Origin of the sequence: Prosthecobacter gellanilyticus (assembly GCF_007992435.1) — a bacterium.
Lineage (GTDB): Bacteria > Verrucomicrobiota > Verrucomicrobiia > Verrucomicrobiales > Verrucomicrobiaceae > Prosthecobacter > Prosthecobacter gellanilyticus.
Window position 1 is genome coordinate 18,452 of sequence record NZ_BKAG01000006.1, and the last position, 25,518, is coordinate 43,969.

Consider the following 25,518-nt stretch of genomic DNA (forward strand, 5'->3'; position numbering starts at 1 on the left):
ACCAATCAAACAGACATCAGGCCAAAAGCCATTCGAACCATGATTTCGACACGTCGAAGCTCACTTCTTGTTCCGAAAGTCCTCACCATACACGCCCCCCGTTTCCTCCGAACTGAGTTTCGGCTTGGAGCGATCCGGGCGATCTTCCGCGAACCAATGATTGTTCGAAAACACGAAGGTCTCCGGTGCCGTGCCTCCGCCGATGTTGATTTCGATCTGCACCTGGGCGCGACGGAAGGCGATGCGGTTGTCCGTGATCCTCACATTCCGGCAGGGGGCGAAGCGCTCGCCCTGGGTCTCTTGCAGGATGCGGAAGACCCACTTCTCCGGGAAGAGAATGGTGTTGCGGGTGAACAGCGCTCCATCCACGCCCACAAAAGCAGCGGCGCAAAGACTGCCCTCGATGACGCAGTCCTGCACCGTGAGGTTCTTGCCTTCATAGGCAGCATCTGGCGGGCGGAAGTAGTCCATGCCGGTGGATCCGCCCACGTTCAGCGGGCGCTGCCCGGCATCCTTGAAGTGGCATTTCTCCACCGTGATGTCGCTGGTGCCGCCTTTCATTTGGATGGCCGCGCTGGCGCTGAACCCCGGTTTGCCGATGAATCGGCAGCCGGTGACGAGAGACTTGTGACAGCCCACGAAGTCGATGCCCTGGCCGCCCCAGCCCGTGACCGTGCAGTCGCGGATGGTCATTTCGTCCAGGCCGCTGCACTTGATGCCATCGTGGTTGCCCGTGGGGCCGATGTCGCTGACCTCCACATGATCCAGGGTGATGCCCTTGACCGGGGAGGTGCGCTGGCCGCCGTCATCCAGGTTCAGACCATTCACCGCGTGGCCTTGGAAGCGCAGGTTTCGCAGAGTGAGTCGGTGGCACCGGCTGAACTGCCAGCCGCCATTGCCCCCCTGAAAGAGAGGCGGATTTTTTGGGTCGAGAGCCTCGATGGTCAGGTCATCCATCCCGCCGGTCTGATTTCCACCCGGGTAGGTGCCGGGGGCGATTTTCAGGGTGGTGCCCGATTTGAGGGTCGGGAGCGCGCTCCTCAGGGAGGCCGGGTCCCGCACCACGATTTCCTCCGCAGCGGCAGAAACGACCAGGAGAAGGGTGGCAGACAGGGTGGGGAGAAGGCGCATGCAGCCTCAGATACGCCATTTAGAGAGGTGGCTTTGCCAGGCAGAATGAATTTCGGCGGGTCTCTCCCGTCCGAAAGAGGGCCGGACAGCGTATCCGACCATAGACGGAGATCGCTTTCGAAAAAAAGCATCGCCTCACTGTAACCGACATGGCAGAATCAGTTATCTACTCCTGACATTTAGTTCATCATGCTCACTCCCATTGGCCAGACTCTGAAAGCCTCCCGCGAAGCGCGTGGGTTGAGCCTGCCTGATGTGGCCTATAAGACCCGCATCCCGGTGTCGCGGCTGGTCTTGCTGGAACAGGATAATTATGCGGCTCTGGGCGGGATGACGTATGCACGCTCCTTCCTGCGCCACTACAGCCAGTTTCTGGGCGTGGATGCCTCCGAGATGCTCCACGATCTGCCCAGCGGCGTGCTCGGCGGCCCGCGTGACTACCGCTATCTGCTTGAAAATCATGGAGATTGGGTGCCGCCGAAGAATGTCCGTCGGTATGCGAGCCGCCCAAACCTGAAGGTCCGCGCCCGCCGTTCCCCAGTGCCGGCGGGTCTTTTCATCTTCGTCCTGGTGCTCATTGGCACCGGCATATGGGGAAAATACGTGGCCGATGACCGTCTCGCGGCCGAGGAAGCGGCCAAGTCTGCCCCGGCTCTGCCCGCCCCGTCCACTCCCTTGAAGCCTCTGGCGGCCACCAGTGTTCAGGTGCCTCAGGTGAAGACTGATCTCCAGCCGCCCATCAAGATTTTGAAGGCCATTCCCGTGCCTGAAGATGAGCCTGTGCAAGGCTCTGCTGGAAATTCCTCCCGCGTGGAGTAAAGGGGCCGGGTATGAGAGATCAACCCACGCTACCAGCACGAGGCTGGTGGATCGCGCCGCTCGTTTTCGTCCTCTTCTTCATCGCTGCTGTCGTCACCGTCTGGCAGGTCAGTGAAGAGGGGCGTGAGCTCCTGGCGAAGTCCTTCATGACCATCGCCGGTTATCTTGCCACGCCGTTCGTGCTGGAGACCAGTGTGGCCCTCTTTGGCCTGGTGGCCGTGCTCGTCTTCAATGAATGGCGCCGGGCCAAGGACGGCCCGGACTACGTGGAGATGATGGTGGAGGATGATCCAGTCCCCGACATCGCAGCATTTGGAAAAGCAGGCCGAGCAGAAGTGACGCTCGGGGTGGCGAAAGATGCGAGTCTTCCGCATGGTGCCGGACTTTCTCCGCTCCCACCCCCCCAAAAAAAAGAAAGCGCCCCGACAAAAGCCGGAGCGCTTTGAGATCCCACATGTGCCGTTCGATTGGGGGCCTCGAATCCCAAAGGAGACGAGGTGGGTGCCCGTGAACAAGGGCGCTGTCTTCCAGTGAAGGCATGACATGACAACCCAGGTCACAAGCTCCCGGTGTCATAAAAACGGGTCGGGCCACAACAGTCTGAGGACGAGCACCGCAGGAAAGGGAGCATATGGCAGAAACACAAGCCTTCTGCCGCTGCGAAAATGATGTCAAAGAACTCACCGTCACGGGAGCCGCGACGGCCTTCTGAATTAGAGCAGAGTGTATCAGAAGCTAGTGCAAACTAGCAAGCCTGAATGCCCTCTTTTCAACTCATCCAGAGTCAAAGCAAACTACGTGCCACTCGGGTGGAATGGCGAAGGCAAAAAGCCCGAATGACGAAGCTCTGATAAAGAAGTCAGGGCCAGCCCCAAATTCGTCATTCGGTTTTCGTCACTCGTCATTTTTAAGTCACTGCGGTCCGTAGCCCGGCAGATACAGTGTCTGGGTTCCTTGGGGCTTCTTCGGCGTCGGTGCCAGGCGGGCAGGGGCCAGCGTCATCGGTGCCGGAGGCGCACCTGGCACATCGGGAGTCACCGGACGCAGGCCGGAGGCGATCTGTCTGCCCAGGCTGCTGGTGCCGCTGGCTACCCCATGAGCTCCCGCAGGTGCTGGAACGGAAGGCGCATTGTGCGGACGCTGGGCCAGGAGCTCGCCGTTCTTTTTCACCTGCACCGGGGAACCGAACGGAGTGGCCTTGTAGAAGAGTTCAGCCATGTGACCCGGCAGGCGGATGCAGCCATGGGACGCGGGGTAACCTGGCAGGTAGCCCTGATGCATGCCGATGGCGCCGTTGAAGCGCATGAACCAGTTCATGCTGGCACCCATGAACTTGCTTCCCGCAGGCGCGCTGTCCTTGCGCACGTCCACATCCTCCTGGACCACACTGCCCTCGCTGTCCACAAAGGCGCCGTACCAGGAGGAGCGGTGCTCCTGGTCCTTCTCAGTGACGCTGAAGCTGCCCGGGTGCGTGCCATGGCCTTCGCGACCGGAGGAGATGGGGGACAGGCCTACCAGCGTGCCATTTTTAAAGAGACCCACGTGCTGTTCCTCAATGCTGATCACGATCTTCGCGGGCACCTCGGCCTCCGCCTCGGCGGACCAGTAAGTGCCGTCGTTGCTCTTGGCGGGTGGTGCCACTTCCGAGGCACACTGGCTCAGGCAGGCGGCGGCGAGGAGGATCAGGGGAATACGCTGGACGGGGGACAGGAAGGGTGATGTCATGGGAGTCGAGGCAGGAGAATGAAAGCGTGGGGTGCGGTCGGAGTCGAGTACGAATGCCCAAAACCCGGACCTCGGCTCCAGCAGTATTCGCGCCTGACTCCCCTGCTGAGGGTCTGCTTTATCCCCTCGCGCCGGATTTGCCCACCGGCCCATTTCGCGCTTCATTTTATCCGAGTCCCAGCCCTCAGCCCATGTCCGCCAAGCCTACCACCCTCCTGCTCGCCGATGACCATGCCGTGGTCCGGCGTGGCTTCAGCATGATCCTGGCCGCGCAGTGGGACATGCAGGTGCTCGCGGAGGTCTCCAATGGCCGCGAGGCCGTGGAAAAGGCGGAGGAACTCCAGCCCGACGTGGTGGTCATGGACGTGACCATGCCCGAGCTTAATGGCATCGAGGCCACCCGCCGCCTGCTTAAGGTCTCTCCCCGCACCCGCGTCCTGGCCCTCTCCATGCACAAGGACTCCGTCTATGTGCGTGAGATCCTCCGCGCCGGTGCCAAGGGCTACCTGCTAAAGGACAGCAGCGAGGCCGACTTCCTGAAAGCCGTGCGCGCCGTGGCCATGGGCAAAGGCTACCTCAGCCCCGAGGTCGCAGATGCCGTGCTGGATGACTACCGCAAGCATGTCACCAACCCCATCGACCTGCTCTCCACCCGCGAACGAGAAGTGTTGCAAATGATCGCCGAGAGCAAGACGAACAAGGACATCGCCAATGCTCTCAATCTGAGTGTCTACACCGTGGAGGCGCATCGTGGCCGCATCATGGAAAAGCTGAACATGCACAGCGTGGGCGAGCTGGTGCGCTTTGCCCTGCGGAATGGCTTGATCGACTGATTCTCTTTCGCGAGCTGCACACTCACACGCCATGAGCTTCCGTTTCACACTCTTCCCACGTCGCATCACGGAGCGGACCGTGCTGTGGGGGCTGGTGCCAGGCTTTGCGCTCGTGGTCATCATGCTCGGCATGGCCGGTCTTGTGGCCGTGCGTGACAACCGCGAGATCCGCCTCAGCGCTACGAAGCTCGTGAAGGACCAGCTCCTCATCGCCCGCCTTTTGCATGAGGTGCAGGCGGAGGAGGATGCGCTGGCCCTGGCCTTGCACCGCCTAACCACAGATGCGAGTGCGCAGGACCGCGCCGCACGTGTGGCAGAGCTGAAGGATGCCGACAAAGGCGTGGCCCGCCTGGCGCAGCAGGCGACCAAGATGCCCCACGCGGCCGAATGGCGGCAGCTCGCCGTGGCCTCCCAGGAATTTTCAGCGGAGGCAGAGAAAGCCTTCTCTCAGGAGGGGGCCGTCTCGCCGGAGGTGATCGAAAAGCTCTTCACCAGTCACGAAAAGGTCGTGAAGCTGATCCACGGTCTCATCCTGGTCAGCAGCCAGCGCCTGATGGTGGTGGATGAGCAGATGAACCTCCAGCTGAAGGAACTGGCGGATGAATCCGCCTTCCTGCTCGGCGCCTGCTTCCTGCTCGCTGCCGCCTGTGCCGTGGCCACCATCATTTACGTGCGGCGCAGCGTGCACCGCATTGAGTGGCAGACAGACGAGATCAACCGCGTCTCCTGGCACATGCTGCAGACGCAGGAGGAGACCGCGCGCCGCTTCTCGCACGAATTGCATGATGAGTTAGGCCAGTCTCTCGCCGCCCTTCGCGCCAACCTCACCTCCATGACCCCGGAGCATCTGGAAGAGCGCCGGACGGACTGCGTGCAGCTTGTGGACGAGGCCATCTCCAACGTGCGCGAGCTCTCCCAGCTCCTGCGCCCCGTGATTCTCGATGACTTCGGGCTCGATGCCGGCCTGCGCTGGCTCGCGGAGAAGTTCGGCCAGCGTACCCGCATCCAGGTGAACTACGAGTCCACCCTCGAGACACGCCTGCAGAGCGATACCGAGACCCACCTCTTCCGCATCGCCCAGGAAGCCCTAACGAATATTGCTCGCCACTCCCAGGCCACCGAGGTCGGCATCCGCCTGGAGATCAAGGGTGCGAACGTGCGCCTCACCGTCCAGGACAACGGCAACGGCATCGGCGCCGACCGCCAGGAGTCTCGTCAAAGCCTCGGCCTCATCGGCATGCGCGCCCGCGCCCGCCAGTGCGGCGGCACCCTCAACCTCGAATCCGTCGATCCTCATGGTTTGCGGATCAAAGTCGAGGTTCCGTTGAAAACCGCGGAGGAGAATGAAGAGTCTGAAGGCTGAGAATCAGAGCAGGAAGGCTTGAAAAGAAGCGCCCGCCTCGCCAATCATTCCCGCCATGATCCAAGGCTGGCTAGGCGATGACTATTTGATGCTCTTCGACAATCAAGCGGAGGCGATGAGCTTTGCGGCGCGTTACGAGGTCACCGAACGATTGCCAGGTTATGCTCTTCTTGGACTCCGTGGCTGGGACGACTTCATTCTTTCCGATCCAGAAGGTGGGCTGCATATCGTGCCGACGATTCCGCTTGTGTCCGATAACATTACCGCCTATGACTTGAAGACCGATCTTGCGTCCATGCAGCCTGATCCACGATTCACCGATCGCATCAAATGGTATGTCCAGCCGATCGTTTTTGGCGGAGATCCGTCCGCTGAGCAGAACATAATCTGGATCTCGATCGACCAGCACGTCGATCTCGTGAAATGGTGGAATCGAAAGTATGATGAGATCAAAGGATGATTGAGTCTGATATCCAGAACAGCCCCGCCCCAACAGCCATGCATGAAGTTCATGTCGAGATTCATCGGTTCATAGACGATGCTCAGCCAAGTTGGGTAGAATGCACACTGCGTGATGCCTCTGGACGTGAGTGGCAGATCACAGACAAGGTGCCCACTTTTACCGAGGCTGCTCTGGATGCGGACAGCACCTATCCTCAGCCAGGCATGGTCAGATGTGAGATCGTGCGTGAATGGACGGACGAAGGCGGACGCCAGAGGTGTGTCATCAGCACCGCAGTCCCTGATGCTGTTGAAGCCGTAAGTGGCGAGACCTAGTTTGAAGTTTTCCGTGACCAGGTCATGACACAGTTAGCCTGACCGCTCAGGCCTCCAGTAATGAAACTCACAGTTCCCATCGCGAAAGCCTACAGCCGGAGTGTGATCGGTTCGATGCTGTTTCAAATACTGGTGTTGCTGCTGACCTCACTGGGTGACCCTGTTGGACAGGTGGTCATGTGGGTTCTCTACAGCATCCCCATCTTCTGGCTCATGGTGGCCATCATGGTCGCAAGCCGTCCCCGAAACCCCACGCGAGTTGATCTGATGGTGATTCGCTACGGCTTTTTTGTCATCCTGATCGCGGTGATGGGCTCCACCATGCTTCGGTGGACCCTGGCGGGCATTCCCTTTTGAAGCTCGATGCAAGCTCGCACGGCGGTCAGAGTTTTATCACTGTCACTCATTCCCATGCCACGCCTTCTCCATCTCCTGGCTACCACAGCCCTCTCCTTTTCCTCTGCCTTCGCAGCGGAGGAGTGGCAGAGTCTTTTCAATGGCAAGGACCTCACCGGCTGGCGGGCGAATGTGATGTCAGAGGCGTTCACCGTGGTGGACGGCACCATCAAGGCCCACGCGCCGAAGGAGAGCGCGCACCTCTTCTTTGCCGGTGATCTGAAGGAAGGTTTTGAGCGCTTCAAGGACTTCGAACTGGAGGTCACTTGCCGCAGCGAGCCCAACTCAAACGCGGGCATCTTCATCCACACAGACATGTCCACGCGGGACAAGGCGCTGCATCTGGCCAAAGGTTACGAGGTCCAGCTCAACAGCACCGAGAAGGAAAAGCGCAAGACCGGCAGTCTCTACGCGGTCGTGGATCTGGCGAAGTCACCCGTGGATGAGAGCCAGTGGTTCCGCGTGCGCATCGTCGTGCGTGGAAAGCGCATCATCATTCATCTCAATGACCAGCAGGTGGTGGACTACACCGAGCCGCCAGATGTGAAGCGCCCGCCGGAGCGTGCCGGTCGCCTGCTGAATCCCGAGGGCGGAGGCATCGCGCTCCAGGCCCATGACCCGAAGAGCGTTTTCTACTTCAAAGATATCCGCATCAAGAAGCTCGACTGAGAAGGGGGCAGCGCGCGTTTTTAAATCACATGGACCTATGAGCCCCATAAGTCCCATGTGACCCACGGATTGGAGCATGAGCCTTCTTCGAAGACATCCCAAAACCCGCCAGGCATCCCCGCGGCAAGTCCAGGCTTGAAACTCACCCGCTTTCCGCTGAAGACACGGTTTCCCTGCCTGACTCGACGACCCATGGACCCGACTGACCACGCCTTCTCCCTCCAGAAGATCGTGAGCAGGCCCATCAAGCCCGGCCAGGTCATGAAGTTCGGCGTCTTCGCCGGTATCCATGGCGATGAAGCTGCTGGCTGTCTCGCTGCGCATGAACTGGCGAAGTGGGCCGCCGAAAGGCCTCTCGAGGTGCATGATTTTGAACTGCACTTCTTCCCCATCTGCAATCCCACCGGCATCTCTCTCCGCACACGTCACAGCCACAGCGGCCTGGATCTGAACCGTCAGTTCTGGTGTGACTGCATCGAGCCTGAGATCATCTTTTTGGAAACCGAGCTCCGCAGCGAGCGCTATGACGGCATCATCTCCCTGCATTCGGATGACACCTCGGATGGCTGTTACGGCTTCGTCAGCGGTGACCTGCTTAGCGAGCACCTGCTGGAGCCCGCGCTGCAAGCCGCCAGCGAGTTCCTCCCGCGCAACGAACTCACCGTCATCGATGGCTTCCATGCCGAGCGCGGCATCATCAAAGAAGGTTACCTCGGCATCCTCCGCGCCCCACCTGATCAGCGCCCTCATGCCCTCGAGATCGTTTTCGAAACCCCCGCTCTCGCAGACATGCATCTTCAGGTGAAAGCCACCGTCGCCGCCGTGAAGCGCATCCTCGCCGAATACCGCGAACTCCAGGCCTACGCGGCGAACCTGTAACAACCTCTCTTCTCAAAGCGTCTTGAGAGAGCTCGAGCCGCATCACTACCAGCCATGTCCACTCCCTCCTCTAAAGCACGTTACATCATGATCGGCGGCTTCCTCGGCGCCGGCAAGACCACCACGGTGGGCAAGCTGGCCCACCATCTGAGCGATCAAGGGCTGAAGGTCGGCCTCATTACCAATGACCAGGCCGGCAGCCTGGTGGACACGAAGCTGCTGCGAGGTCAGGGCTTCGCCACGGAGGAGATCTCCGGCGGCTGCTTCTGCTGCCGCTTCGGCTCACTGGTGGATGCTGCAGGCCGTCTGAATGATGCCTCGAAGCCGGATGTCTTCATCGCCGAGCCCGTCGGAAGCTGCACGGACCTCGTCGCCACCGTGACCTATCCTTTGCGCCGCATGTATGGAGATGCCTTCACCATCGCCCCGCTCGCGGTGCTGGTGGACCCCGTGCGCGCACGCCGCGTGCTCGGTCTCGATCAGGGCGGCAGCTTCTCCAGCAAGGTCATCTACATCTTCAAAAAGCAGCTTGAGGAGGCAGACATCATCGTCATCAGCAAAAGCGACCTCGTCACCGATGACCAGCGCACCGAGCTCAAAGCCGCCCTCGAGCACGAATTCCCCGGTGCGAAGATCATCAGCGTCGCCCCACGTTCTGGCGAAGGCTTGAAGGACCTCTTCACCCAGCTCATGACGGATGAGCAGAAGAAGAAAAACTCCATGTCTGTCGACTACGAGGTCTACGCCGAGGGTGAGGCTTTGCTCGGCTGGCTAAATGCCACCGTGAGCCTGAAAGCGGAGAAGGAGTTCGAACCTAACGACTTCCTCCGCGCTCTCGCGGCTGATGTGCAGCTCCGTCTGCGTGAGATGGGTGCGGAGATCGCCCACTTCAAAATGACCTTCAGTCCGGATGACGGCATCGCGGGCGAGCTTGCCTCCATCAATGTCGTGCGCACGGACCAGGTGCCCGAGCTCGGCATGGAGCTCGATGAGCTTACGGAAGGCGGCCAGCTCATCATCAACCTGCGCGCCGAGGCGGATCCCGCCAGCCTCATGCAGGCCGTGCAGGACGCCATGAACTCCACCACACCTCTCTTCACCACGCTCACCGCCACGCTGGAGCATGAGGAGCACTTCCGTCCCGGCAAGCCCACGCCGACCCACCGCGACGCTTGATTGATCTCTGCCTAACGATCTATTTGTCATGCCATCCCGTCTCCCGCTTCTCCTCAGTTCATTCGTCTTCAGCACTCTCACCCTCTCCGCCACCGACTGGCTGGAGTGGCGCGGCAGTGACGGCCAGGGCACCAGCTCTGCCACCGGCCTGCCTGAGACCTGGAGCGAGACCAGCTCCGTCGTCTGGAAGACGCCCACTCCTGGCCGTGGTCACTCCACGCCCGTCATCGTCGGAGATCACATCTGGTTCACCACCGCCGTGGAAAAAGCCGCCAGCGAGGCCGAGGCCAAGGAGCGGCTCAAGAACAACACCGGTGACCAGCCCGTGACCGTGATGGACAACGTCAGCATCCGCGCTCTGGCGGTGGACAAGCTCAGCGGCAAGGTCCTGCATGATGTGGAGCTCCTGAACGTCAAAGCCCCGCAGTGGGTGCATCAGCTGAATAGCTACGCCTCGCCGTCACCCGTGGTGCATGAGGGCCGCCTCTATGCCTGCCACGGCAGCTTCGGCACCGCCTGCCTTGACCTCGCTACGCAAAAGGTTTTGTGGACGAATCAGGAGCTTCAGGTCATGCACGAAAACGGCCCCGGCTCCACGCCCGTGCTCTGCCAGGGCAAGCTCATTGTGCACTTTGATGGCAGCGATCAGCAGTTCATCGCCGCTTATGACACCGCCACCGGCAAGGTCGCCTGGAAAACCGCGCGCAGTGGCGAGATGGACCCGCGTCCGCAGCAAAAGAAGGCTTATGGCACACCGCTCGTCGTCACCATGAACGGCCAGCCTGTCATTGTCAGTCCGGCCGCCAATTGGATTTATGGTTATGCTCCCGCCACCGGCAAGGAACTGTGGAAGGTGCCCTATGGCGAGCTCGGCTTCTCCATGAGCGTGCGCCCCGTGGCCGATGCGCAGCGCATCTACTTCAGCACCAGCTTTGGCAAGTCCCAGGTCATCGCCCTGGACTATGCAGGCAAGAAGGAGCCCGCGATCGCCTGGAGGAATAACAAGAACGCGCCCAAGATGTGCTCGCCCGTGCTCGCAGGCGGACTGCTTTTCTATGTGGATGACGGCGGCATCGTCAGTTGCGTGGACCCGGCCACGGGCGAGGCTCATTACCGCGAGCGCATCGGTGGCAAATTCAGCGCCTCACCCATCGTTGCGGATAACAAACTATACTTCGCCAGCCGTGAGGGCGTGATCACCACGCTCCCTGCCACCAAAGAGTTCAAGGTCCTCGCCCAGAACACCCTCGACGGCTCCCTCATGGCCAGCCCCATCGCGGTCGATGGCGCGCTCTACCTGCGCACAGACAAAGCTCTGTATAGGATTGGCAAATGAGGCCTTGATGCCCTCACTTCTTGAGCTTGGGCAGAAAGATCGCGATCAAGACCGCCACCACGCAGACGGCTGCGATGATGAGCATGAGAGGATTGAATGAGGTGGCTGATTCCATGCTGATAAAGGTAAAGGCTACGGCCTGAGCGCCACCACAAAATCATCGCCAAACACCGCATCGATGGCTCCGCGCAGGCGGCCCTCGAGCAGGCCCACGTTATCCTCGGCTTCATACTCAGGCACGCTCGGATTCGTGGCCAGCTCCCAGCTATGATCGCTGCGATGCACCGGAAACACCCGGCCCGCGTAGTCGTGATACACCTTCGTGGCGGCGGTGAATTTGCGGATGCGGTAGCGCTGGTCGTTGGCCAGTTGTCCCCAGCCTGTCATCGTCCCGTCACGCTGCAGCGCCACGCCATATTCCCCTCCAATGCTGAGGCTGATGAGATCACGCAGATCTCCAGGCATCGGGATCACAGGCGCTTTGTTTTCGCCCCAGTAGGCAGGCGTGCCGTCACGGCCGCGCAGCGCGCACCAGCCCAGGCTGGGGAGGGTGATGAGCTGCCGGATCTGGCCCATGTCACCCGGAGGGGTGCTTCCAGGATCACCCATCGGCACCAGGCTGCCATCACTGAGCGAGACAAAGCCCGAGCTGCCCGGGCCTGCATGCACACGGACCGGTACCTGGCTGCCCGTGGGGCTCCAGATCTTCGGAGCCTCGCTTGAGGTTATGTCCCATGCCGCTGCCTTGCCATTGCTCATCAGCGCCACCGTGCAGTCACCGTTGCAGTCCATCTGCACCACGTCTTTGATGGCAGACACATCCAGCTCCGTGCCCGGCCCCCAGCCGCGGATCTCACCATCAGGCAGCAGCGCATAGGCATGGCGGCTGCCGCCGGCGATCGCCACCACCTGGCCCAGATCCTTCGGAATCAGACCCATGTGGGGTGGAAACATATTGGAGATGGAGTTCACCTGTTTACGCTGGATGGCGATGACGCTGCCAGCCTGCACAGGGCGCTTGGTCGGAGTACTGGTTAGGTCGGTCTTTGCGGGCGCGGGGCTGGCGGATGGCGCGGACGCCGAGGTGGCCTGGCCGCCATTGTTCACGGCCTCGTCTGACCATTCCTGCAGCACGGTCTTCACACGCAGGGCACCTGCGCGGTCACCTGCGCTGCTGCGCTTTTCCTCCAGGGGCTTCAGCAGCTTCTCCGCGGATTCGCGGGCCACCTTGACCGCCGCCTCATGGGTGCTCTGCAGCGTGTCCAGCTGCTTCCGGTAAATGCCACGCATCTTCTGCAAAGGCGGCACGAGGGTGAAGTCATTCCCGGCGTCAGGCAGCGGACTCTTCTGCGTGATCATCTCGATCTCGGCGCGGTAGGCCTGCTGCTCCGTCGGCGAAAGGCGCGGGTAGTCACGCTTCAGTGCGGTGATGTACATCGTGTCCAGCTTCTGGTGCTCAGCCACCAGGTCGGCCTTCACAGGTGGAGGGGAATGCTCACGCAGCTTCCGCCGCAGATCCGCCAGTTCGGCATCATGCTTCTCCAGCTCGGCCATCTGCGCGTTCACCGTGACCTGCAGCGCCTTGTCACCCTGAAACCCGGACCATTTCGGCAGCCGCCACACCAGCAGGTCAAACTCTCCCTCGCCCTGATTCTTCCCGTCTTTATAGCGCGTGCTCAGCACAGCCCAGTCATGGCCCTTGCTCACGGCGAGGTCCGTCACGGGCGCTGGGGTGGCCTGGCGCCAGACTTCCTCACCACTGGCCACCTCAAAGGCGCGCAAGGTGTTGTCTGACCAGCTCGTCAGCGCGAGACGTTCACCGTCCACCAGCGCGCCGCTGAGCAGGAAAGGGCCCTCCTTTGGCACAGCAGGCAGCGTCGCCAGCACCTGGAAATCTGGGAGAGTGATGACCTTGGGCGTGGACCCGGCCGTCAGGATCTTTGCATCACCAGGCTTGCCAAAGAAGCGTGTGATGTAGTTCACCGCCCTGCCTTCGATCCGCGTCATCACGCCTGTGTCCGTGGCATAGCGTGTAGTGGCGGAGTTGTACCTCTTCTTCTCCACGTCCGTCAGTTCAGAGGCATTGATGCCCACCTCGCGTCCATCAGGCATCAGCCCCAGGCCATAGGGGCGGCCTTTGAAACCTTCGACCCGGGTGAACTTCTCATCCTGGCCTGGCTTCCAGACCCACAGATTGTCCGTCTCGTCTGCATTGGTGCCGCAGGCCACCACGGTCTTCGTCTCCGGCACATAAACCATGCTGAGCAACTGTTCGTTAGGAAACTGCGCGCTATGGGTCACTGCACCGGTGCCCAGGTCAATGAATGCCGCCTTGTCCAGACGGAAGCCGTAGACCATCACCTGCTTCTCATCCGGAGTCACTTGCATACGCGTGAGCTGGTCCACACCGGCATTGACATTCATCATCTCCTTCTGCGTGACCAGATCCCACATGCGCAGCGTGCCGTCACTGCTGGCGGAGAGCACGCGGCGCTGGTCGCTGAGCAGGCTGACCGCATACACGGGCAGCTTGTGTCCCGCCAGCTTCGCTACCTCGCCGGGCTCGCCTTCCGGCACCGAATACGGTGTGCTGTCCGGCAGCGGCTGCGGCGGGGCAGGCGCTGTCACCCGCTTGCTCAGTTCCGGCAAAGTTGGTTTGGCGGTGGCCATCGCGGGCGCCGGGGCATCCGGTGTCACGGCCGGTGCTGGCGGTGGTTCAGAGGCAGGCTTCTTTTCAGCTTCGGCACTCCCAGGCTCAGGCGCCGGCGGGGCTTCCACTACCTTGGCAGGCTCTGGTGTGCTCTTGGGCTCTTCCACACTCACCTTGTCCTTCAGTAGCACTCCGGCAAACACCACCACCAGCACCACACAAGCCGCCGCCCAGCCGAGAGGTCCCAGGAAACGCTTCACGCTTGCAAAAGGCGATGGCCTGTAAGTGCTGTAGTCCTCCAGCGAATCCGGCGCTGGATGTGCCGTGGGTGCCGCACCACGCTTCGTCGCGTGCTTGGTTGATGTCGATGATGCATCCGCCGTTTTCGTGTCACTGCGATTGCCCTCCGCCGTGGCCGTCAGCAGCGCCACCTTCACCTCGGAAGCTTTTTGATAGCGCTCCTCGGGATCGCTCATCAGGCATTTCGAGATCACGCTCGCAAAACCTTCCGGCAGTCCCTTGCCCGCATCCTTGCCTGCTGCTGTCGGCGTCTTGCCCGTGAGCATCTCATGGATCACCACACCCAGCGAGTAGATGTCCGCGCGATGGTCCACCTTCGCGCCGATGATGAGCCGCTCCGGTGCCGTGTAGTCCGGCGTGCCGTATTCCACCTCATCCGGATGCGCTTGCGCGGAAAGATCACGCGCCAGCCCGAAGTCCGCCACCTTCACCTTCCAGTCATCCGTGATCAGGATGTTCGCGGGCTTGATGTCACGATGCGCCACCCCGCGGTCATGAGCGAACTGCAGCGCATCACAAAGCTGCGCGATCACCTCGCGCGCCCGTTCCTTCGTGATCTCACCCTTCCTTGTTCGGTGATGCAGATCACACCCTTCCACAAACTCCATCACCAGGAAGAGGTGGTGCATGTACGTCTGCCCGAAATCAAACACCGCCACGATGTGCGGATGCACCAGCTTCGCCATCGCGCGCGCCTCTTTGATGAAGCGCTGCACGTCTTCCGGATTCTGCGCGGCGGCGGAGGGCAGCACCTTGATGGCAGCCCACCGGTCCAGCGCGATCTGCCGGGCCTTGTACACCGCTCCCATGCCGCCGATCCCCACGATCTCATGCATCTCATACTGCGGCATCAGCTGCGCCAGCTCCATCAGCGATGGGTATGCCGCTGCCTCGTCCGCAGGTGACGGCTGCTCTTGCGCTGGGTCGACGGGGTCTTCGGGCATCTAACGGAGGTCTGAATATAATACGGAAATGGGCGCGGACCTTACAAGGAAGCCCCCGGTTCAGGCCAGAGAAAAGCATGTGACTTTACACGCTCTTGACACCGGCCGGGCAAGTTCCGTCGCCCCCCGGTAGAGGAAGACGTGAGTCTTCCCTCTGGCTTGGGTAGAGGAAAACGTCAGTTTTCCCTCCGGCAGCTGTCCCGCCCTCACGTGGGTTGCACTTCCTCCCGGGCCGGGAAAGGTGCCTCGTTTGAAGCTCTGGCTGTTCTCCCTCACCCTCCTGGCCACTGCCGCGCAGGCCGGCACCTCCTGGTCGTGGCTGAATGGCAAGATTGCGGACATCCATGTCCATCAGTTCATTCTCCAGACCAGCCTTGGCACGTTCCCACCAGCTCCGGCCCCGCAGACCCATGAGCAGGCGGGCTTCCATAGCGGCTTTGCCCCCGAGGCAGGCGCCGCCCGCTGGGTGCAGGTGGATCTCGGTCGCGAATATGCGCTGGAGGCCGTGGTCGTGGTCCCCGCTTCCCTCGGAGGTGCCTTTCCCTACGGCTTTCCGCATCACTTCCGGGTGGACGCCTCAAATGACGCCTTGTTGGCGGATTCCACCACCCTCCTGGATCACTCACCAGATCAAAAAAGCGCTGAAGCCTGCCTCGCTCCCTGGCACATGCCGGCCAAGGGGGTGAAAGCCCGCTACGTCCGCTTCACGGCCACCCAGCTTGCCGCGCAGCCCCGTCTGGAAAAGCGCTTCATCTTCTGCCTGGGTGAACTGCTGGTCTTCAGCGGTGGGCGGAATGTCGCGCTCCATGCCCAGGTGCTCGCGCCGAACTCCGTGGAAACCCTTCCCACCTGGTCGCCAAAGCATCTGGTGGACGGCTACCACGCGCTCGGTCTGCCTGTGTGGCCGGACAATGTGCAGGGTAATGGCTGGCATAGCGCCATCTTTACCCGTGCCGATGCCACGTGCTGGGTGCAGGCAGCTTTCAGCACTCCACGTGAACTGCAGGAGATCCGTCTTATTCCATCCCACCCTCGCGACTACCCCGACCGCCCCGGTTTTGGCTTTCCACATCGCTTCAAGGTGGAGGCCGATGACCGCATCATCTTTGACAGCACAAGCACGGACTTCCCACCCCCTGGCGACATGCCCGTGGTCATTCCCACACCCGGACTGCAGGCCCAGACCATTCGCATCACCGCCACCCGGCTCTTTGAGCGCAGCAGTGACTTTGTTTTTGCCTTGGCTGAGCTTCAGGCCTTCGTCGGTGGTAAAAATCGCGCGCTGGGTGCCAGGGTTACCAGTTCGGATGAAACTCTCACCCCTTCATGGAGTCACGCCGGGCTGGTAGATGGTCGCAGCAGCTCGGGCCGGCTGGAAGATGAGTCCTCATGGCTGGAGGGACTCTCTCATCGGCGCGAGACCGAGGCAGAGCTCAAGGTGCTGGATGCCCGCTTGTTGACGGAGATCTACCGTGCCGAACGGCGCACGATCTATCTGTTGCTGACCAGTGTTCTTGTCTTCCTGGTGGCCGGACTCGTTCTCTTGCTTCGTCTCCGCCGCTCCCGCCGTCTCGAGATGGAAGCCCTCCGTCACCGTATCTCGCGGGATCTGCATGACGAGATCGGCAGCCACCTCGGCAGCATCCGCCTCATGTCAGAGCTCGCGCTCCGCGAGAGCAGCGCCCCCTCTGAATCTCTCGAGGAAATCCACCGCCTCGCCGGTGAGGCCGCCGAGTCCATGCGCGGCATCGTCTGGCTCGTCAGGGAAGGGGATTCCCCGCGCCTCTCCAGCCTCGCCGAGGCCATGCGCCAGAGCGCCACCGCTCTTCTCAAAGGCACCACGTGGACCTTGCAGGCTCCCAAGGACGACACCACCACCGCCTCGCTCGAGTTCCATCGCCAGGTCTTCCTCTTCTTTCGCGAGGCCGGGCACAACATCGCCCGCCACGCCCAGGCCACCCAGACGAACATCGAACTCCACTGGACACCGAAGCGTTTCACCCTGCACATCCACGACAACGGCCTCGGCTTCGACCCGCAAATCATCACCACCGGCAACGGCCTCGCCAACCTCCGCCACCGCGCCGAAGTCCTCAAAGCTGTCCTCAAGATCGAAAGCACTCCAGGTCAGGGAACTCACATCCATCTCGAAGCTCCCATGGCCTAACATGAAATAATATTTCTACCCTTAATCTTTCTACCATACTTCCCCGTTCGCATGCACACCCTCTGGATCATCGAAGACCACACCGCCTTCCGCCGCACCCTCGTGCGCGTCTTGAATGCTGAAGAAGGCCTCCAGTGCACCCGTGACTTCGACTCCTGCGAAAAAGCTCTCGCCGTCCTCGCCAAACCCGAATCACCCGACCTCATTCTCCTTGATGTCGGCCTCCCCGGCATGAGCGGCATCGAAGGCATCCGCCTCATCAAAGACCGCAGCCCCCAAACCCTCGTCGTCATCCTCACCGTTTTTGAAGACGATGACAAAGTCTTCCAGGCCATCTGCGCCGGCGCTTCCGGCTACTTGTTGAAGACCAGCAGCGCCGCCGATATCACCCAGGCCGTGCGCGATGCCCTTGCCGGTGGTTCTCCCATGAACCCTCGCATCGCCCGCCGCGTGCTTGAGATGTTCTCCAAGCTCGCTCCAAAGCAGGGCGACTACGGCCTCAGCGACCGCGAAAAAGAGATCCTCCAGCTCATGGTCACCGGCCTCATCAAGAAGGAGATCGCCGACCGCCTCACCCTCAGCGTGCATACCGTGGATACCTACCTGCGCCGCATCTACGAAAAGCTGGAGGTCAATACCCGCACCGGCGCCGTCGCCAAAGCTCTGAAGGAAGGCCTGGTTTGATGCGTTGGTTCTCACCCAACTCGTCCCCATGAAAATCCCCAGCCTCCTCGCGCTTCTCGCCACCGCCACTTTCGCCTTCGCCGCTGACCACCCGGACACCACCGGCTTCAAAGACCTCTTCACCGCCGATCTCTCGAACACCGTCGCTCCCGGCGGCTGGGGTTTTGCAGATGGCGTGCTCGTCGCCAAAGATCACGACACCCTTTGGACCAAGGACTCCTACGGTGACTTCGTCCTTGATCTCGAGTTCAAGGTCGCCAAGGAATCCAACAGCGGCATCTTCCTCCGCTCTGGCGATATCAAGAACGTCCTCGCCGCCCTTGAGATCCAGGTGCACGAAAGCACGGACGGCAGCAAATACGGCATGGTCAGCGCCATCTATGACGCCATGCCACCGTCGAAGAATGCCTCGAAACCTGTGGGTGAATGGAACCACATCACCATCACTTGCAAAGGCCCCCAGGTCACCGTGTTGCTGAATGGCGAGGAAGTCATCAACGCCAACCTCGACAACTGGCCCGAAGCTGGCAAGAACCCCGACGGCACGCCTAACAAATTCAAGAAAGCCCTCAAAGACTACGCCCGCACCGGCCCCATCGGCCTCCAGGGCCTGCACGGCAAAGCCCAGGCCCCCGTCTGGTATCGCAACCTGAAGATCAAGGCGCTCTAACTCATAGGTCTCTGTGCAGGCCCTCAACGGTTCAAGGCCGCTCTCGCAGCCTAGCCTGCACAGGATCTCAAACGTCGGTCATTGAACCCTGGTTCCATGTCCAACACGTCTCCTCACCAAGCCCAACGGGCTTGTGTATGTGAGCCCAGGGTTCGCAGAACCCTGGGTATCCAAAGAATCACACCTCTTTCTCGTCGAACCCCGAAGGGGTTCCGTCCATCTCCGAGATCCCCCCGACCTCAATCCCACACATACGCTTCGTCCCACGACTGGCCGTGACGGCGCAGCAATTCACGATACTCATCCTGAAACGTCACCTTCCGATGATGCTCGGGTTGATTCTCAATGTATCGAATCACATCCGCCACCTTTGACTCAGACACCGAGAAACATCCATACCCGGACTGCCAGTGAAACTGGCGCAACAACCCGCCGCGTTCCTGAATCCAGTTGGTCGATACCCGTTTGACCTCCTTCACAAACTCCGCAATGGCGATCGTGCGTGACAGCGTTGTGATAAGATGGACATGATCCGCCACACCTCCGACCTGCAACGGTAGGCAGTCCAGTGACTTCGCGCAGCCCCCCAGGTAGGCATGCACCTCAGATCGAAAAGCCGTTTCGTGAAAAACTGGCTCGCGTCCCTTGGTTGAGAAAACCGTATGGATCAAAGCACGTGCGATGGATTGTGGCATGACAGCATCCTGAGCAATTCGCAGGATGGACGCAACACCCTTGGAGTTGCTCCTTGGCAGACGACTCCATCCTGACAGTCCAGGGTTGTTCCAACCCTTGGCTCAAAGACACAAGGCCGTTGGCCTTTCCCTGAAGTTCCAGCACCGCCATCACGTAATTTGAGGCCCTTCATGCTCTGCCGATTATTTCTCCTCACCGTCAGCCGTCGAGGCATTAAGCTCCCGCAGGCCGATGGCCGTGTTCTGGAAGAAATCCTCTCCCCTTGATCTGCTCCATGCGCCCGCTGCTCTTCCTCCTCACCGCTTCACTCGGCTCCGCCGCTCCCATCGAGCGCATCTGGCTCACCCACGCCACGAATGATCCCTCCAAGATCGTCGTGAACTGGGAGACGGACACTCCCTCCAACTCAGTGGTGGAGTATGACACCAGCGCCGCACTCTCCAAGCGCGTGGCGAACGAGGAAAAGGTCACGCTGCATCATGTCGAGATCCCCTTGGAGCAGCAGGATGTCGTCTATCACTACCGCGTGCGCAGTGGTGATGACGCCTCCGAGCCCGCCACCTTCAAAGGCTATCCAACGAAGGAACTGCGCATCGCCATCGTCGCCGATTGGGGCTTCCGCCGAAATGCAGATCTCACCGCGATCATCAAAGACGACGTTCACCTCCTTATGACGGGCGGCGATAACATCCCAAGCCTGCATGAGAAAGGCATCGAAGGCCCCAAAGCTTACAGCGCCTTGATCCAAAGCCAGCCTGCGCTCTTTCGCAGCACGCCCTTCATGCCCATCCTCGGCAATCACGACCGTGAGGTCACCGGGCGCGGCCCAGGCCCCAAGCCACCCGCTCACGCCGTGTATGATGTCGAGGCCACCGTGTATCGCGATTTTTTCGCGCTCCCCGGCGATGAATGGAAATGGCACTTCGACATCCCCGCCTTCGACGTGCGCTTCATCGCCACTGATTTGAATCATATTCAGGACTTCGGCACCAACTGGCAGACCTGCCACGCCTGGCAGCCCGACTCCCCGCAGTTCAAATGGTTCGCCGAGACCATGGCCGCTACGAAGAGCGGCTTCGTCTTCACCCTCATGAACGAGAAGCAGGGGCAAGTGGCCGGCCTAACCAAAGGTGCCTGGCATGAGCACTTCCGCAAAGGCAGCGCCCTTATCACCGGCTTCGGCTACTTTGCCGATCGTGCCGAGCTCACCGGCGGCCTCCCCTATTTCAACACCTGCCTCAAAGGCGATGGCGCGAACTACAAGGACCCACAGTCCCAGTTCTTCTCCCAGGAAGACAACTATCTCCTCCTCACCTTCACCGCCGGCTCCCCCACCATGAAGGTCCAGCTCAAAAGCCTGAAAGGCCAGGTCCTCGACACCCGCGAGATAGTGAAGCGAAGCGTACAGTAACCATCACACTCCGTGTGATGAGCAAACGAGATGGCCAAGGTCCACGAGCCGCGCCTGTCCCGCGCTCACGTGTCATGAAACCCACCCGCAGGTCGCGTATGACTCTCCTGCATGCGCCTCCTCTGTCTCATCGCCCTCCTGAGTTCGCCCGTCCTCGCGGTCGACTTCGTGCGCGATGTGCGCCCCATCTTTGAAAAGCACTGCTACGAATGCCACGGCGCGGAAAAGCAAAAGAACGACTACCGTCTCGACATCAAGTCCGCCGCCCTCACCGGCGGCGAGGACCACGCGCCTAACATTGTCCCCGGCAAAAGCGCAGACAGCCCCCTCATCCATTTCATCAGCGGCAAGGATCCACAGATCTCCATGCCACCGAAAACCAAGCTCAGCCCTGCTGAAATCGAAACCATCCAGCATTGGATCGACGAAGGCGCACTCTGGCCCGAGGGCATTGATACCGCCAAGCTCGAAGACAAAACCGACTGGTGGAGTTTCAAGCCATTGAAGCCCGCCCAAGACGCCGTCACCATCGACAGCTTCATCCTCGAGAAGCTCACCGAGAAAGGCCTGAAGCCCGCCCCCGAGGCTGACGCTCGCACCCTCATTCGCCGCCTCTATTTCGATCTCACCGGTCTTCCCCCGTCGCCCGAAGAAGTCACCCGCTTCGTCCAGGAGATGCAGCAGTCTCATGAGCCCCATCAGACCTATGAAAAGCTCGTCGAATCCCTGCTCGCCTCCCCCCGTTATGGCGAACGATGGGCGCGTCATTGGTTAGACCTTGTCCACTACGGCGAGTCCCACGGCTATGACAAAGACAAGCCGCGCCTCAATGCCTGGCCTTACCGCGACTACGTCATCCGCGCTCTAAACTCCGACAAGCCTTACGCGCGCTTCATCGAAGAGCAGATCGCCGGAGATGCCATGTATCCCGGCACCACGGATGGCGTCACCGCGCTCGGTTTCATCTCCGCAGGCCCCTGGGACCTCATCGGTCACATGGAGGTCCCTGAATCCAAGCTGGATGGCAAGATCGCCCGCCATCTCGACCGTGATGACATGGTGCAAAATGCCCTCGGTACCTTTTGCAGCCTCACCGTTCAGTGCGCGCAATGCCATAACCACAAGTTTGATCCCATCTCGCAGGAAGACTACTACTCGCTCCAGGCCGTCTTCGCCGCGCTCGACCGAAACGACACCAGCTACTACGCCGATGATGTCACCATGCAGCGCTTCACCGCCTTGGAGAAGCAGCGCATCAGCCTCACCGCCGCCATCACAGCTCTCGAGGAACCCCTGAAAGCCAAAGCCGGTGAGTCCTATGCAGCACTCACCAAACGCATCGAAGGTGCCGCCGAGGCCAAGAGCACAAACCCCAACGCCAAGCCCGATTTCGGCTACCACAGCGCCATCTCACCCACTCAAGATGTGACAAAGTGGGTGCAGGTGGATCTCGGGCAAAGCAGCGAGATCGAGAAGATCGTCCTCAAACCTTGTTATGATGACTTCGGTGGGATCGGTGGAGGCTTCGGCTTCCCTGTGCGCTTCAAAATCGAGGTCAGCAATGATCCCGAATTCAAGAATGATGTCTCGCTCGTCTGGCGGAAGCATGACCTCACCTTCATGAATGACTTCGCCAGTCCTGGCCTGCGTCCCTTCGAGACCAGCACCGGCGGTGATGACGGCGTCAAAGGTCGCTACGTCCGCGTCACCGCCGTGAAGCTCGCCCCGCGCAAAGGCGACTACATTTTCGCCCTCGCTGAGATGGAAGTCTGCGCCACCAAGGACGGCCCCAACATCGCCGCAGGCTGCGGAGTAACTTCCCTGGACTCGATCGAAGCCCCTCCACGTTGGAGAAAGACCAACCTCACCGATGGCATCGCTCCGGAAGCTCGCTCGCAAGAAGAGAAGAGCCAGCTCATCGCCGAACGTGATGCGCTGCTGAAATCCGTCGCCGATGAAAAGACTCAGCAACGTTTGTTCGGCTTAAAATCACAGCTTCAAAGCGTGCAAGATGGTCTCGCCAAACTGCCTCTGCCGCAAAAAGTCTATGCGGGCATCGTCCACACTGGCACCGGGAACTTCAAAGGCACCAGCGGCACCCCCCGCACGATCCATCTTCTCAAGCGTGGCGACATCAAGCAGCCCGCTCAAGAGGTCCAGCCTCACAGCGTCACGGCCCTCGATTCCCTCTTTCATCTCAACTTCACCATCACTGGCACTGACGAGTCAGCCCGCCGCGTCGCTCTTGCTAAATGGATCACGGACAAGAACAACGCCCTCACCTGGCGCAGCATCGTCAACCGCGTGTGGCAGCACCACTTTGGCCGCGGCCTCGTGGAAACCGCTAACGATTTCGGCCGCATGGGCGGCCAGCCCATTCACCCCGAGCTGCTCGACTTCCTCGCCCTCACCTTCCGCGACGACTTCCACGGCAGCCTGAAAAAGCTCCACAAGCTCATCCTCATGAGCGCGACCTACCGTAGAACGAGTTTTCCAACTCGTTCACCCAACGACTTGAAAAACTCGTCCTACCCCCACCTCTCGCGCGCCGCCTCCATCATCGACTCCAACAACCTCCTCCTCTCCCATCAAAACCGCCGCAAACTCGACGCCGAATCCGTCCGCGATTCCATCCTCGCCGTCAGCGGCACCTTGGATCTCACCATGGGCGGCCCGAGCTTCCAGGACTTCGTCATCGACAAGCCCCAGCACAGTCCGCACTACGAGTATCATCTGCATGATCCGGAGGACCCGAAGAGTCATCGCCGCAGCATCTACCGCTTCATCATCCGCAGCCAGCAGCAGCCCTTCATGACCGTCATGGACTGCGCGGATCCCAGCATGCGAGTGGACAAACGTAATGAATCCCTCAGCCCCTTGCAGGCCCTCGCCATGATGAACAACGGCCTCACCGTGGCGATGGCCAGGCACTTCGCCGCTCGTGTGGCCAAAGAAGCCCCCGACCTTGAGTCCCAGACTCGCCTCGCCTTCACTCTCGCCCTCTCCCGCGAGCCTGCCGCCGATGAACTGGCCCCGCTGATCGACTACGCCCGCCGCGAAGGTCTGGAAAACGCCTGCCGGGTGCTTCTGAACCTGAATGAGTTTAGCTTCGTGGATTGAGTGCCCCTAAGTGGGCATCGACTAAGGTCCTTGCTCCTTGTGCAATGCCTCCATTTTTGCCTGCGGGAGCACTGTTTTGCATTCGCCTGATTGTTCTGCGGAGGTGCGGCGTTCTATGGGGTCGTTTTTGAGTCTCCCATGATCTGTACCTTCTCCCTGCATCGGCCCCTTTCACACCCGGTTTGTTCCGTGGTCTCGGCATCTTGGCAGCGCCTTTCCTGAAGGGTTCATGATTCCGCTTGTCTCAGCGCTCATCGCCTTCCTGCTTGTTTCGCTCGCGGAATGGCTGCACGTCAGGCGCATCCGCGTGGCGCAGCGCCTCGCGTTTGGTCCGGTAGGCGCACGGCCCTGGACTCGTCTGGTGCCCCTGCTGCGCGCTGTCAGCCTGGCCGCTGTGGTGTGGGGGCTGGCCACCTTGCTGCTGATGAAGACCGCAGCCGGTGATCATCAGAAGAGCGATAAAGATCGCGAAGCCACCCGCCTGGTGTTTGTCGCGGATCTCTCGCCCAGCATGTATCTCACAGATGCCGGACCCGAGGGCAAGCTGACCCGTCATGACCGGATGCAGGAGGTGGTGGAGGGCATCCTCCAGCGCGTGAGTGGGAATCTCCGCTTTGGCGTCATCGGCTTCTACACGGACTCGCTGCCTGTGGTGATGGAAGCGCGCGATCCTGAACTGGTGCGCAATGTGTTCAATGGCCTGCCGCTCACCTATGCCATGCCACTCGGAAAAACCGATCTCGGCACTGCGGTCAATCTGACCTTGGACCAAGTCGCCGCCTTTCCAGAGGGCAGCACACGGCTGGTCATTTTCTCTGATGGAGATTCCGTGGACTTGGTGCCCATTCATGCGCGGCCAAAATCGGTTAAAGAAGTGATCGTCCTCGGTGTCGGCAATCCCACCAAAGGCACTTACATCGACGGGCACCAGTCCCGTCAGGAGGCAGATACATTGGCGCTCGTCGCTTCATCATTGAAGGGCAGCTATCAGGATGTGAATACCAAGCATCTCGCCACCGAGGCGCTCGGTGACCTCGTCGTGCCGTTGGCCCCTTTGCGTAAAGGCCTCACTCTCGCCCAGCTCGCTGTGCTGGCGATGGTGCTCGGCGCTTTGATCCATGCCTGCGTCCCGGTCGCGCAGGAGTTTTTCGGCAGTGAGTGGAAGGTGCGTGTGAAGGTGGATGAACGCCGCGCAGGGAGGGCGCAGACCGCATGAGGAAATTCTTCACCCTGCTCTGGCTGCTCTGTCCCGTGGCAGCACTCTACTACCACTTCAATGAAGGCCAGGACCAGCTCATCCGCGTGAAAGCGCGCAAGCATGTCGAAGCCATCCGTCAGATGGAGGCGGCGAAGGAGCCGGACTACGCGCTGATCATTGAAGAGTATGACAAGCTCAGCGGTGAGCTGCCGGCGGACGAGCAGCCACTCGTGCGTCATCAGATCCGTCTCGCCAAGGCCAAGGCCCGTCTGGAGATGCTGGATGTCGTCGGCGCCACTGATGAGCTCACGCTCCTGCTGCGCGAGTCGGCGCAAACTCACGGTGAAGATGCTGCCATCACCCGTGCCATCCGCGAGACACTCGGCAAGGCTCACTACTATGCGACCTATCTCTTGAAGACGAATGGCGCCGCCGAGTCCGAGTGGCGGCCCTTTGCGGAGCGCACACGCCAGATCTTCCGCTTCCTCGCCGAGCATCAGGAGCCCGGTGCGCTGGAGAAGTATGAGGAGCGCGTGGCCGCTGAATTTGAGAAGACCCTCAGCAAATGAATCCG

General features: G+C 60.7%; 22 protein-coding genes and 1 other RNA gene. 18 read left to right on the forward strand and 5 right to left on the reverse strand.

The features are described from left to right. Positions 1 to 60: 60 nt before the first annotated feature. The gene (locus tag BGE01nite_RS05760; RefSeq protein WP_146849362.1) at positions 61 to 1,131 is read right to left on the reverse strand and encodes a right-handed parallel beta-helix repeat-containing protein; all 1,071 of its coding nucleotides are present in this window, start codon (positions 1,129 to 1,131) and stop codon (positions 61 to 63) included. Between the two features lie 189 nt (positions 1,132 to 1,320). Here BGE01nite_RS05760 and BGE01nite_RS05765 point away from each other — a divergent pair, with 189 nt between their 5' ends. Beyond that, the gene (locus BGE01nite_RS05765; protein ID WP_146849364.1) at positions 1,321 to 1,950 is read left to right on the forward strand and encodes a helix-turn-helix domain-containing protein; all 630 of its coding nucleotides are present in this window, start codon (positions 1,321 to 1,323) and stop codon (positions 1,948 to 1,950) included. 11 nt (positions 1,951 to 1,961) lie between these two features. Further along, positions 1,962 to 2,396, forward strand: coding sequence for a hypothetical protein (locus tag BGE01nite_RS05770; RefSeq protein WP_146849365.1), 435 nt, complete (start codon positions 1,962 to 1,964; stop codon positions 2,394 to 2,396). On the opposite strand, the gene ssrS is transcribed toward BGE01nite_RS05770, so the two are convergent. Next, a non-coding RNA gene (gene ssrS / locus BGE01nite_RS05775) (6S RNA) lies at positions 2,394 to 2,575 on the reverse strand. The two genes, BGE01nite_RS05770 and ssrS, sit on opposite strands and share 3 nt — an antisense overlap. A 287-nt stretch (positions 2,576 to 2,862) precedes the next feature. Then, entirely contained in the window at positions 2,863 to 3,675 is an 813-nt protein-coding gene (locus BGE01nite_RS05780) for a L,D-transpeptidase family protein (protein WP_146849367.1), read from the reverse strand. A 191-nt stretch (positions 3,676 to 3,866) separates the two neighbouring features. On the opposite strand from BGE01nite_RS05780, the gene BGE01nite_RS05785 reads away from it, so the two are divergent. The 9 genes from BGE01nite_RS05785 to BGE01nite_RS05825 all read left to right on the forward strand — a co-directional run bounded on the left by BGE01nite_RS05785 (position 3,867) and on the right by BGE01nite_RS05825 (position 11,104). Next, the gene (locus BGE01nite_RS05785) at positions 3,867 to 4,508 is read left to right on the forward strand and encodes a response regulator (protein ID WP_146849369.1); all 642 of its coding nucleotides are present in this window, start codon (positions 3,867 to 3,869) and stop codon (positions 4,506 to 4,508) included. A 31-nt stretch (positions 4,509 to 4,539) separates the two neighbouring features. Continuing rightward, complete coding sequence (locus BGE01nite_RS05790; RefSeq protein ID WP_146849370.1) at positions 4,540 to 5,871, forward strand: sensor histidine kinase; 1,332 nt, start codon at positions 4,540 to 4,542, stop codon at positions 5,869 to 5,871. A gap of 55 nt (positions 5,872 to 5,926) precedes the next feature. Continuing rightward, positions 5,927 to 6,331 carry a hypothetical protein gene (locus BGE01nite_RS05795; protein ID WP_146849372.1) on the forward strand — a complete coding sequence of 135 codons (405 nt, stop codon included), beginning with the start codon at positions 5,927 to 5,929 and terminating at the stop codon, positions 6,329 to 6,331. Continuing rightward, positions 6,328 to 6,648, forward strand: coding sequence for a hypothetical protein (locus tag BGE01nite_RS05800; protein WP_218032912.1), 321 nt, complete (start codon positions 6,328 to 6,330; stop codon positions 6,646 to 6,648). Before BGE01nite_RS05795 ends, BGE01nite_RS05800 begins: the two co-directional genes overlap by 4 nt. Positions 6,649 to 6,708: 60 nt before the next feature. Further along, positions 6,709 to 7,005: a hypothetical protein gene (locus BGE01nite_RS05805; RefSeq protein WP_146849374.1), complete on the forward strand. Its 297-nt coding sequence runs from the start codon at positions 6,709 to 6,711 to the stop codon at positions 7,003 to 7,005. A gap of 54 nt (positions 7,006 to 7,059) precedes the next feature. Beyond that, positions 7,060 to 7,713 carry a 3-keto-disaccharide hydrolase gene (locus tag BGE01nite_RS05810; protein ID WP_170266623.1) on the forward strand — a complete coding sequence of 218 codons (654 nt, stop codon included), beginning with the start codon at positions 7,060 to 7,062 and terminating at the stop codon, positions 7,711 to 7,713. A 192-nt stretch (positions 7,714 to 7,905) separates the two neighbouring features. Continuing rightward, positions 7,906 to 8,592 carry a M14 family metallopeptidase gene (locus BGE01nite_RS05815; RefSeq protein WP_146849377.1) on the forward strand — a complete coding sequence of 229 codons (687 nt, stop codon included), beginning with the start codon at positions 7,906 to 7,908 and terminating at the stop codon, positions 8,590 to 8,592. A 54-nt stretch (positions 8,593 to 8,646) separates the two neighbouring features. Then, positions 8,647 to 9,768, forward strand: coding sequence for a GTP-binding protein (locus BGE01nite_RS05820; RefSeq protein ID WP_218032913.1), 1,122 nt, complete (start codon positions 8,647 to 8,649; stop codon positions 9,766 to 9,768). A 28-nt stretch (positions 9,769 to 9,796) separates the two neighbouring features. Then, positions 9,797 to 11,104, forward strand: a complete 1,308-nt coding sequence (locus BGE01nite_RS05825; RefSeq protein WP_146849379.1) for an outer membrane protein assembly factor BamB family protein — start codon at positions 9,797 to 9,799, stop codon at positions 11,102 to 11,104. A 132-nt stretch (positions 11,105 to 11,236) separates the two neighbouring features. On the opposite strand, the gene BGE01nite_RS05830 is transcribed toward BGE01nite_RS05825, so the two are convergent. Then, positions 11,237 to 14,998 (reverse strand): serine/threonine-protein kinase, encoded by a 3,762-nt coding sequence (locus BGE01nite_RS05830; protein ID WP_146849380.1) that lies wholly within the window; start codon positions 14,996 to 14,998, stop codon positions 11,237 to 11,239. Between the two features lie 250 nt (positions 14,999 to 15,248). Here BGE01nite_RS05830 and BGE01nite_RS05835 point away from each other — a divergent pair, with 250 nt between their 5' ends. The 3 genes from BGE01nite_RS05835 to BGE01nite_RS05845 are packed head-to-tail and all read left to right on the forward strand — an operon-like array spanning position 15,249 to position 18,519. Further along, the gene (locus BGE01nite_RS05835) at positions 15,249 to 17,165 is read left to right on the forward strand and encodes a histidine kinase (RefSeq protein WP_146849382.1); all 1,917 of its coding nucleotides are present in this window, start codon (positions 15,249 to 15,251) and stop codon (positions 17,163 to 17,165) included. Positions 17,166 to 17,216: 51 nt separating this feature from the next. Next, the gene (locus BGE01nite_RS05840) at positions 17,217 to 17,849 is read left to right on the forward strand and encodes a response regulator transcription factor (protein WP_146849384.1); all 633 of its coding nucleotides are present in this window, start codon (positions 17,217 to 17,219) and stop codon (positions 17,847 to 17,849) included. Positions 17,850 to 17,877: 28 nt separating this feature from the next. After that, positions 17,878 to 18,519 (forward strand): 3-keto-disaccharide hydrolase, encoded by a 642-nt coding sequence (locus BGE01nite_RS05845; protein ID WP_146849386.1) that lies wholly within the window; start codon positions 17,878 to 17,880, stop codon positions 18,517 to 18,519. A gap of 239 nt (positions 18,520 to 18,758) precedes the next feature. Here the strand turns inward: BGE01nite_RS05845 and BGE01nite_RS05850 are convergent, their stop codons facing one another. Beyond that, a complete protein-coding gene (locus BGE01nite_RS05850) occupies positions 18,759 to 19,214 on the reverse strand; it encodes a transposase (RefSeq protein WP_146849387.1) in 456 nt (151 codons plus the stop codon). A gap of 275 nt (positions 19,215 to 19,489) precedes the next feature. Between BGE01nite_RS05850 and BGE01nite_RS05855 the strand changes: the two genes are divergently transcribed. The 4 genes from BGE01nite_RS05855 to BGE01nite_RS05870 all read left to right on the forward strand — a co-directional run bounded on the left by BGE01nite_RS05855 (position 19,490) and on the right by BGE01nite_RS05870 (position 25,513). Beyond that, entirely contained in the window at positions 19,490 to 20,626 is a 1,137-nt protein-coding gene (locus BGE01nite_RS05855; RefSeq protein ID WP_146849389.1) for an FN3 domain-containing metallophosphoesterase family protein, read from the forward strand. A gap of 111 nt (positions 20,627 to 20,737) precedes the next feature. After that, on the forward strand, positions 20,738 to 23,746 hold the full coding sequence (locus BGE01nite_RS05860; RefSeq protein ID WP_146849391.1) for a DUF1549 domain-containing protein: 3,009 nt from the start codon (positions 20,738 to 20,740) through the stop codon (positions 23,744 to 23,746). Between the two features lie 229 nt (positions 23,747 to 23,975). Further along, entirely contained in the window at positions 23,976 to 24,962 is a 987-nt protein-coding gene (locus BGE01nite_RS05865) for a vWA domain-containing protein (RefSeq protein ID WP_146849392.1), read from the forward strand. Beyond that, a complete protein-coding gene (locus BGE01nite_RS05870; RefSeq protein ID WP_146849394.1) occupies positions 24,959 to 25,513 on the forward strand; it encodes a hypothetical protein in 555 nt (184 codons plus the stop codon). The genes BGE01nite_RS05865 and BGE01nite_RS05870 overlap by 4 nt, the downstream gene beginning before the upstream one ends. Positions 25,514 to 25,518: the final 5 nt, after the last annotated feature.

Coding starts and splice junctions, on each gene's coding strand:
- BGE01nite_RS05850 (WP_146849387.1), bottom strand. CDS start 19,214: ATGCCACAATCCATCGCACGTGCTTTGATCCATACGGTTTTCTCAACC.
- BGE01nite_RS05860 (WP_146849391.1), top strand. CDS start 20,738: ATGCGCCTCCTCTGTCTCATCGCCCTCCTGAGTTCGCCCGTCCTCGCG.
- BGE01nite_RS05805 (WP_146849374.1), top strand. CDS start 6,709: ATGAAACTCACAGTTCCCATCGCGAAAGCCTACAGCCGGAGTGTGATC.
- BGE01nite_RS05830 (WP_146849380.1), bottom strand. CDS start 14,998: ATGCCCGAAGACCCCGTCGACCCAGCGCAAGAGCAGCCGTCACCTGCG.
- BGE01nite_RS05795 (WP_146849372.1), top strand. CDS start 5,927: ATGATCCAAGGCTGGCTAGGCGATGACTATTTGATGCTCTTCGACAAT.
- BGE01nite_RS05870 (WP_146849394.1), top strand. CDS start 24,959: ATGAGGAAATTCTTCACCCTGCTCTGGCTGCTCTGTCCCGTGGCAGCA.
- BGE01nite_RS05760 (WP_146849362.1), bottom strand. CDS start 1,131: ATGCGCCTTCTCCCCACCCTGTCTGCCACCCTTCTCCTGGTCGTTTCT.
- BGE01nite_RS05825 (WP_146849379.1), top strand. CDS start 9,797: ATGCCATCCCGTCTCCCGCTTCTCCTCAGTTCATTCGTCTTCAGCACT.
- BGE01nite_RS05790 (WP_146849370.1), top strand. CDS start 4,540: ATGAGCTTCCGTTTCACACTCTTCCCACGTCGCATCACGGAGCGGACC.
- BGE01nite_RS05845 (WP_146849386.1), top strand. CDS start 17,878: ATGAAAATCCCCAGCCTCCTCGCGCTTCTCGCCACCGCCACTTTCGCC.
- BGE01nite_RS05765 (WP_146849364.1), top strand. CDS start 1,321: ATGCTCACTCCCATTGGCCAGACTCTGAAAGCCTCCCGCGAAGCGCGT.
- BGE01nite_RS05800 (WP_218032912.1), top strand. CDS start 6,328: ATGATTGAGTCTGATATCCAGAACAGCCCCGCCCCAACAGCCATGCAT.
- BGE01nite_RS05815 (WP_146849377.1), top strand. CDS start 7,906: ATGGACCCGACTGACCACGCCTTCTCCCTCCAGAAGATCGTGAGCAGG.
- BGE01nite_RS05865 (WP_146849392.1), top strand. CDS start 23,976: ATGATTCCGCTTGTCTCAGCGCTCATCGCCTTCCTGCTTGTTTCGCTC.
- BGE01nite_RS05770 (WP_146849365.1), top strand. CDS start 1,962: ATGAGAGATCAACCCACGCTACCAGCACGAGGCTGGTGGATCGCGCCG.
- BGE01nite_RS05840 (WP_146849384.1), top strand. CDS start 17,217: ATGCACACCCTCTGGATCATCGAAGACCACACCGCCTTCCGCCGCACC.
- BGE01nite_RS05855 (WP_146849389.1), top strand. CDS start 19,490: ATGCGCCCGCTGCTCTTCCTCCTCACCGCTTCACTCGGCTCCGCCGCT.
- BGE01nite_RS05780 (WP_146849367.1), bottom strand. CDS start 3,675: ATGACATCACCCTTCCTGTCCCCCGTCCAGCGTATTCCCCTGATCCTC.
- BGE01nite_RS05820 (WP_218032913.1), top strand. CDS start 8,647: ATGTCCACTCCCTCCTCTAAAGCACGTTACATCATGATCGGCGGCTTC.
- BGE01nite_RS05785 (WP_146849369.1), top strand. CDS start 3,867: ATGTCCGCCAAGCCTACCACCCTCCTGCTCGCCGATGACCATGCCGTG.
- BGE01nite_RS05810 (WP_170266623.1), top strand. CDS start 7,060: ATGCCACGCCTTCTCCATCTCCTGGCTACCACAGCCCTCTCCTTTTCC.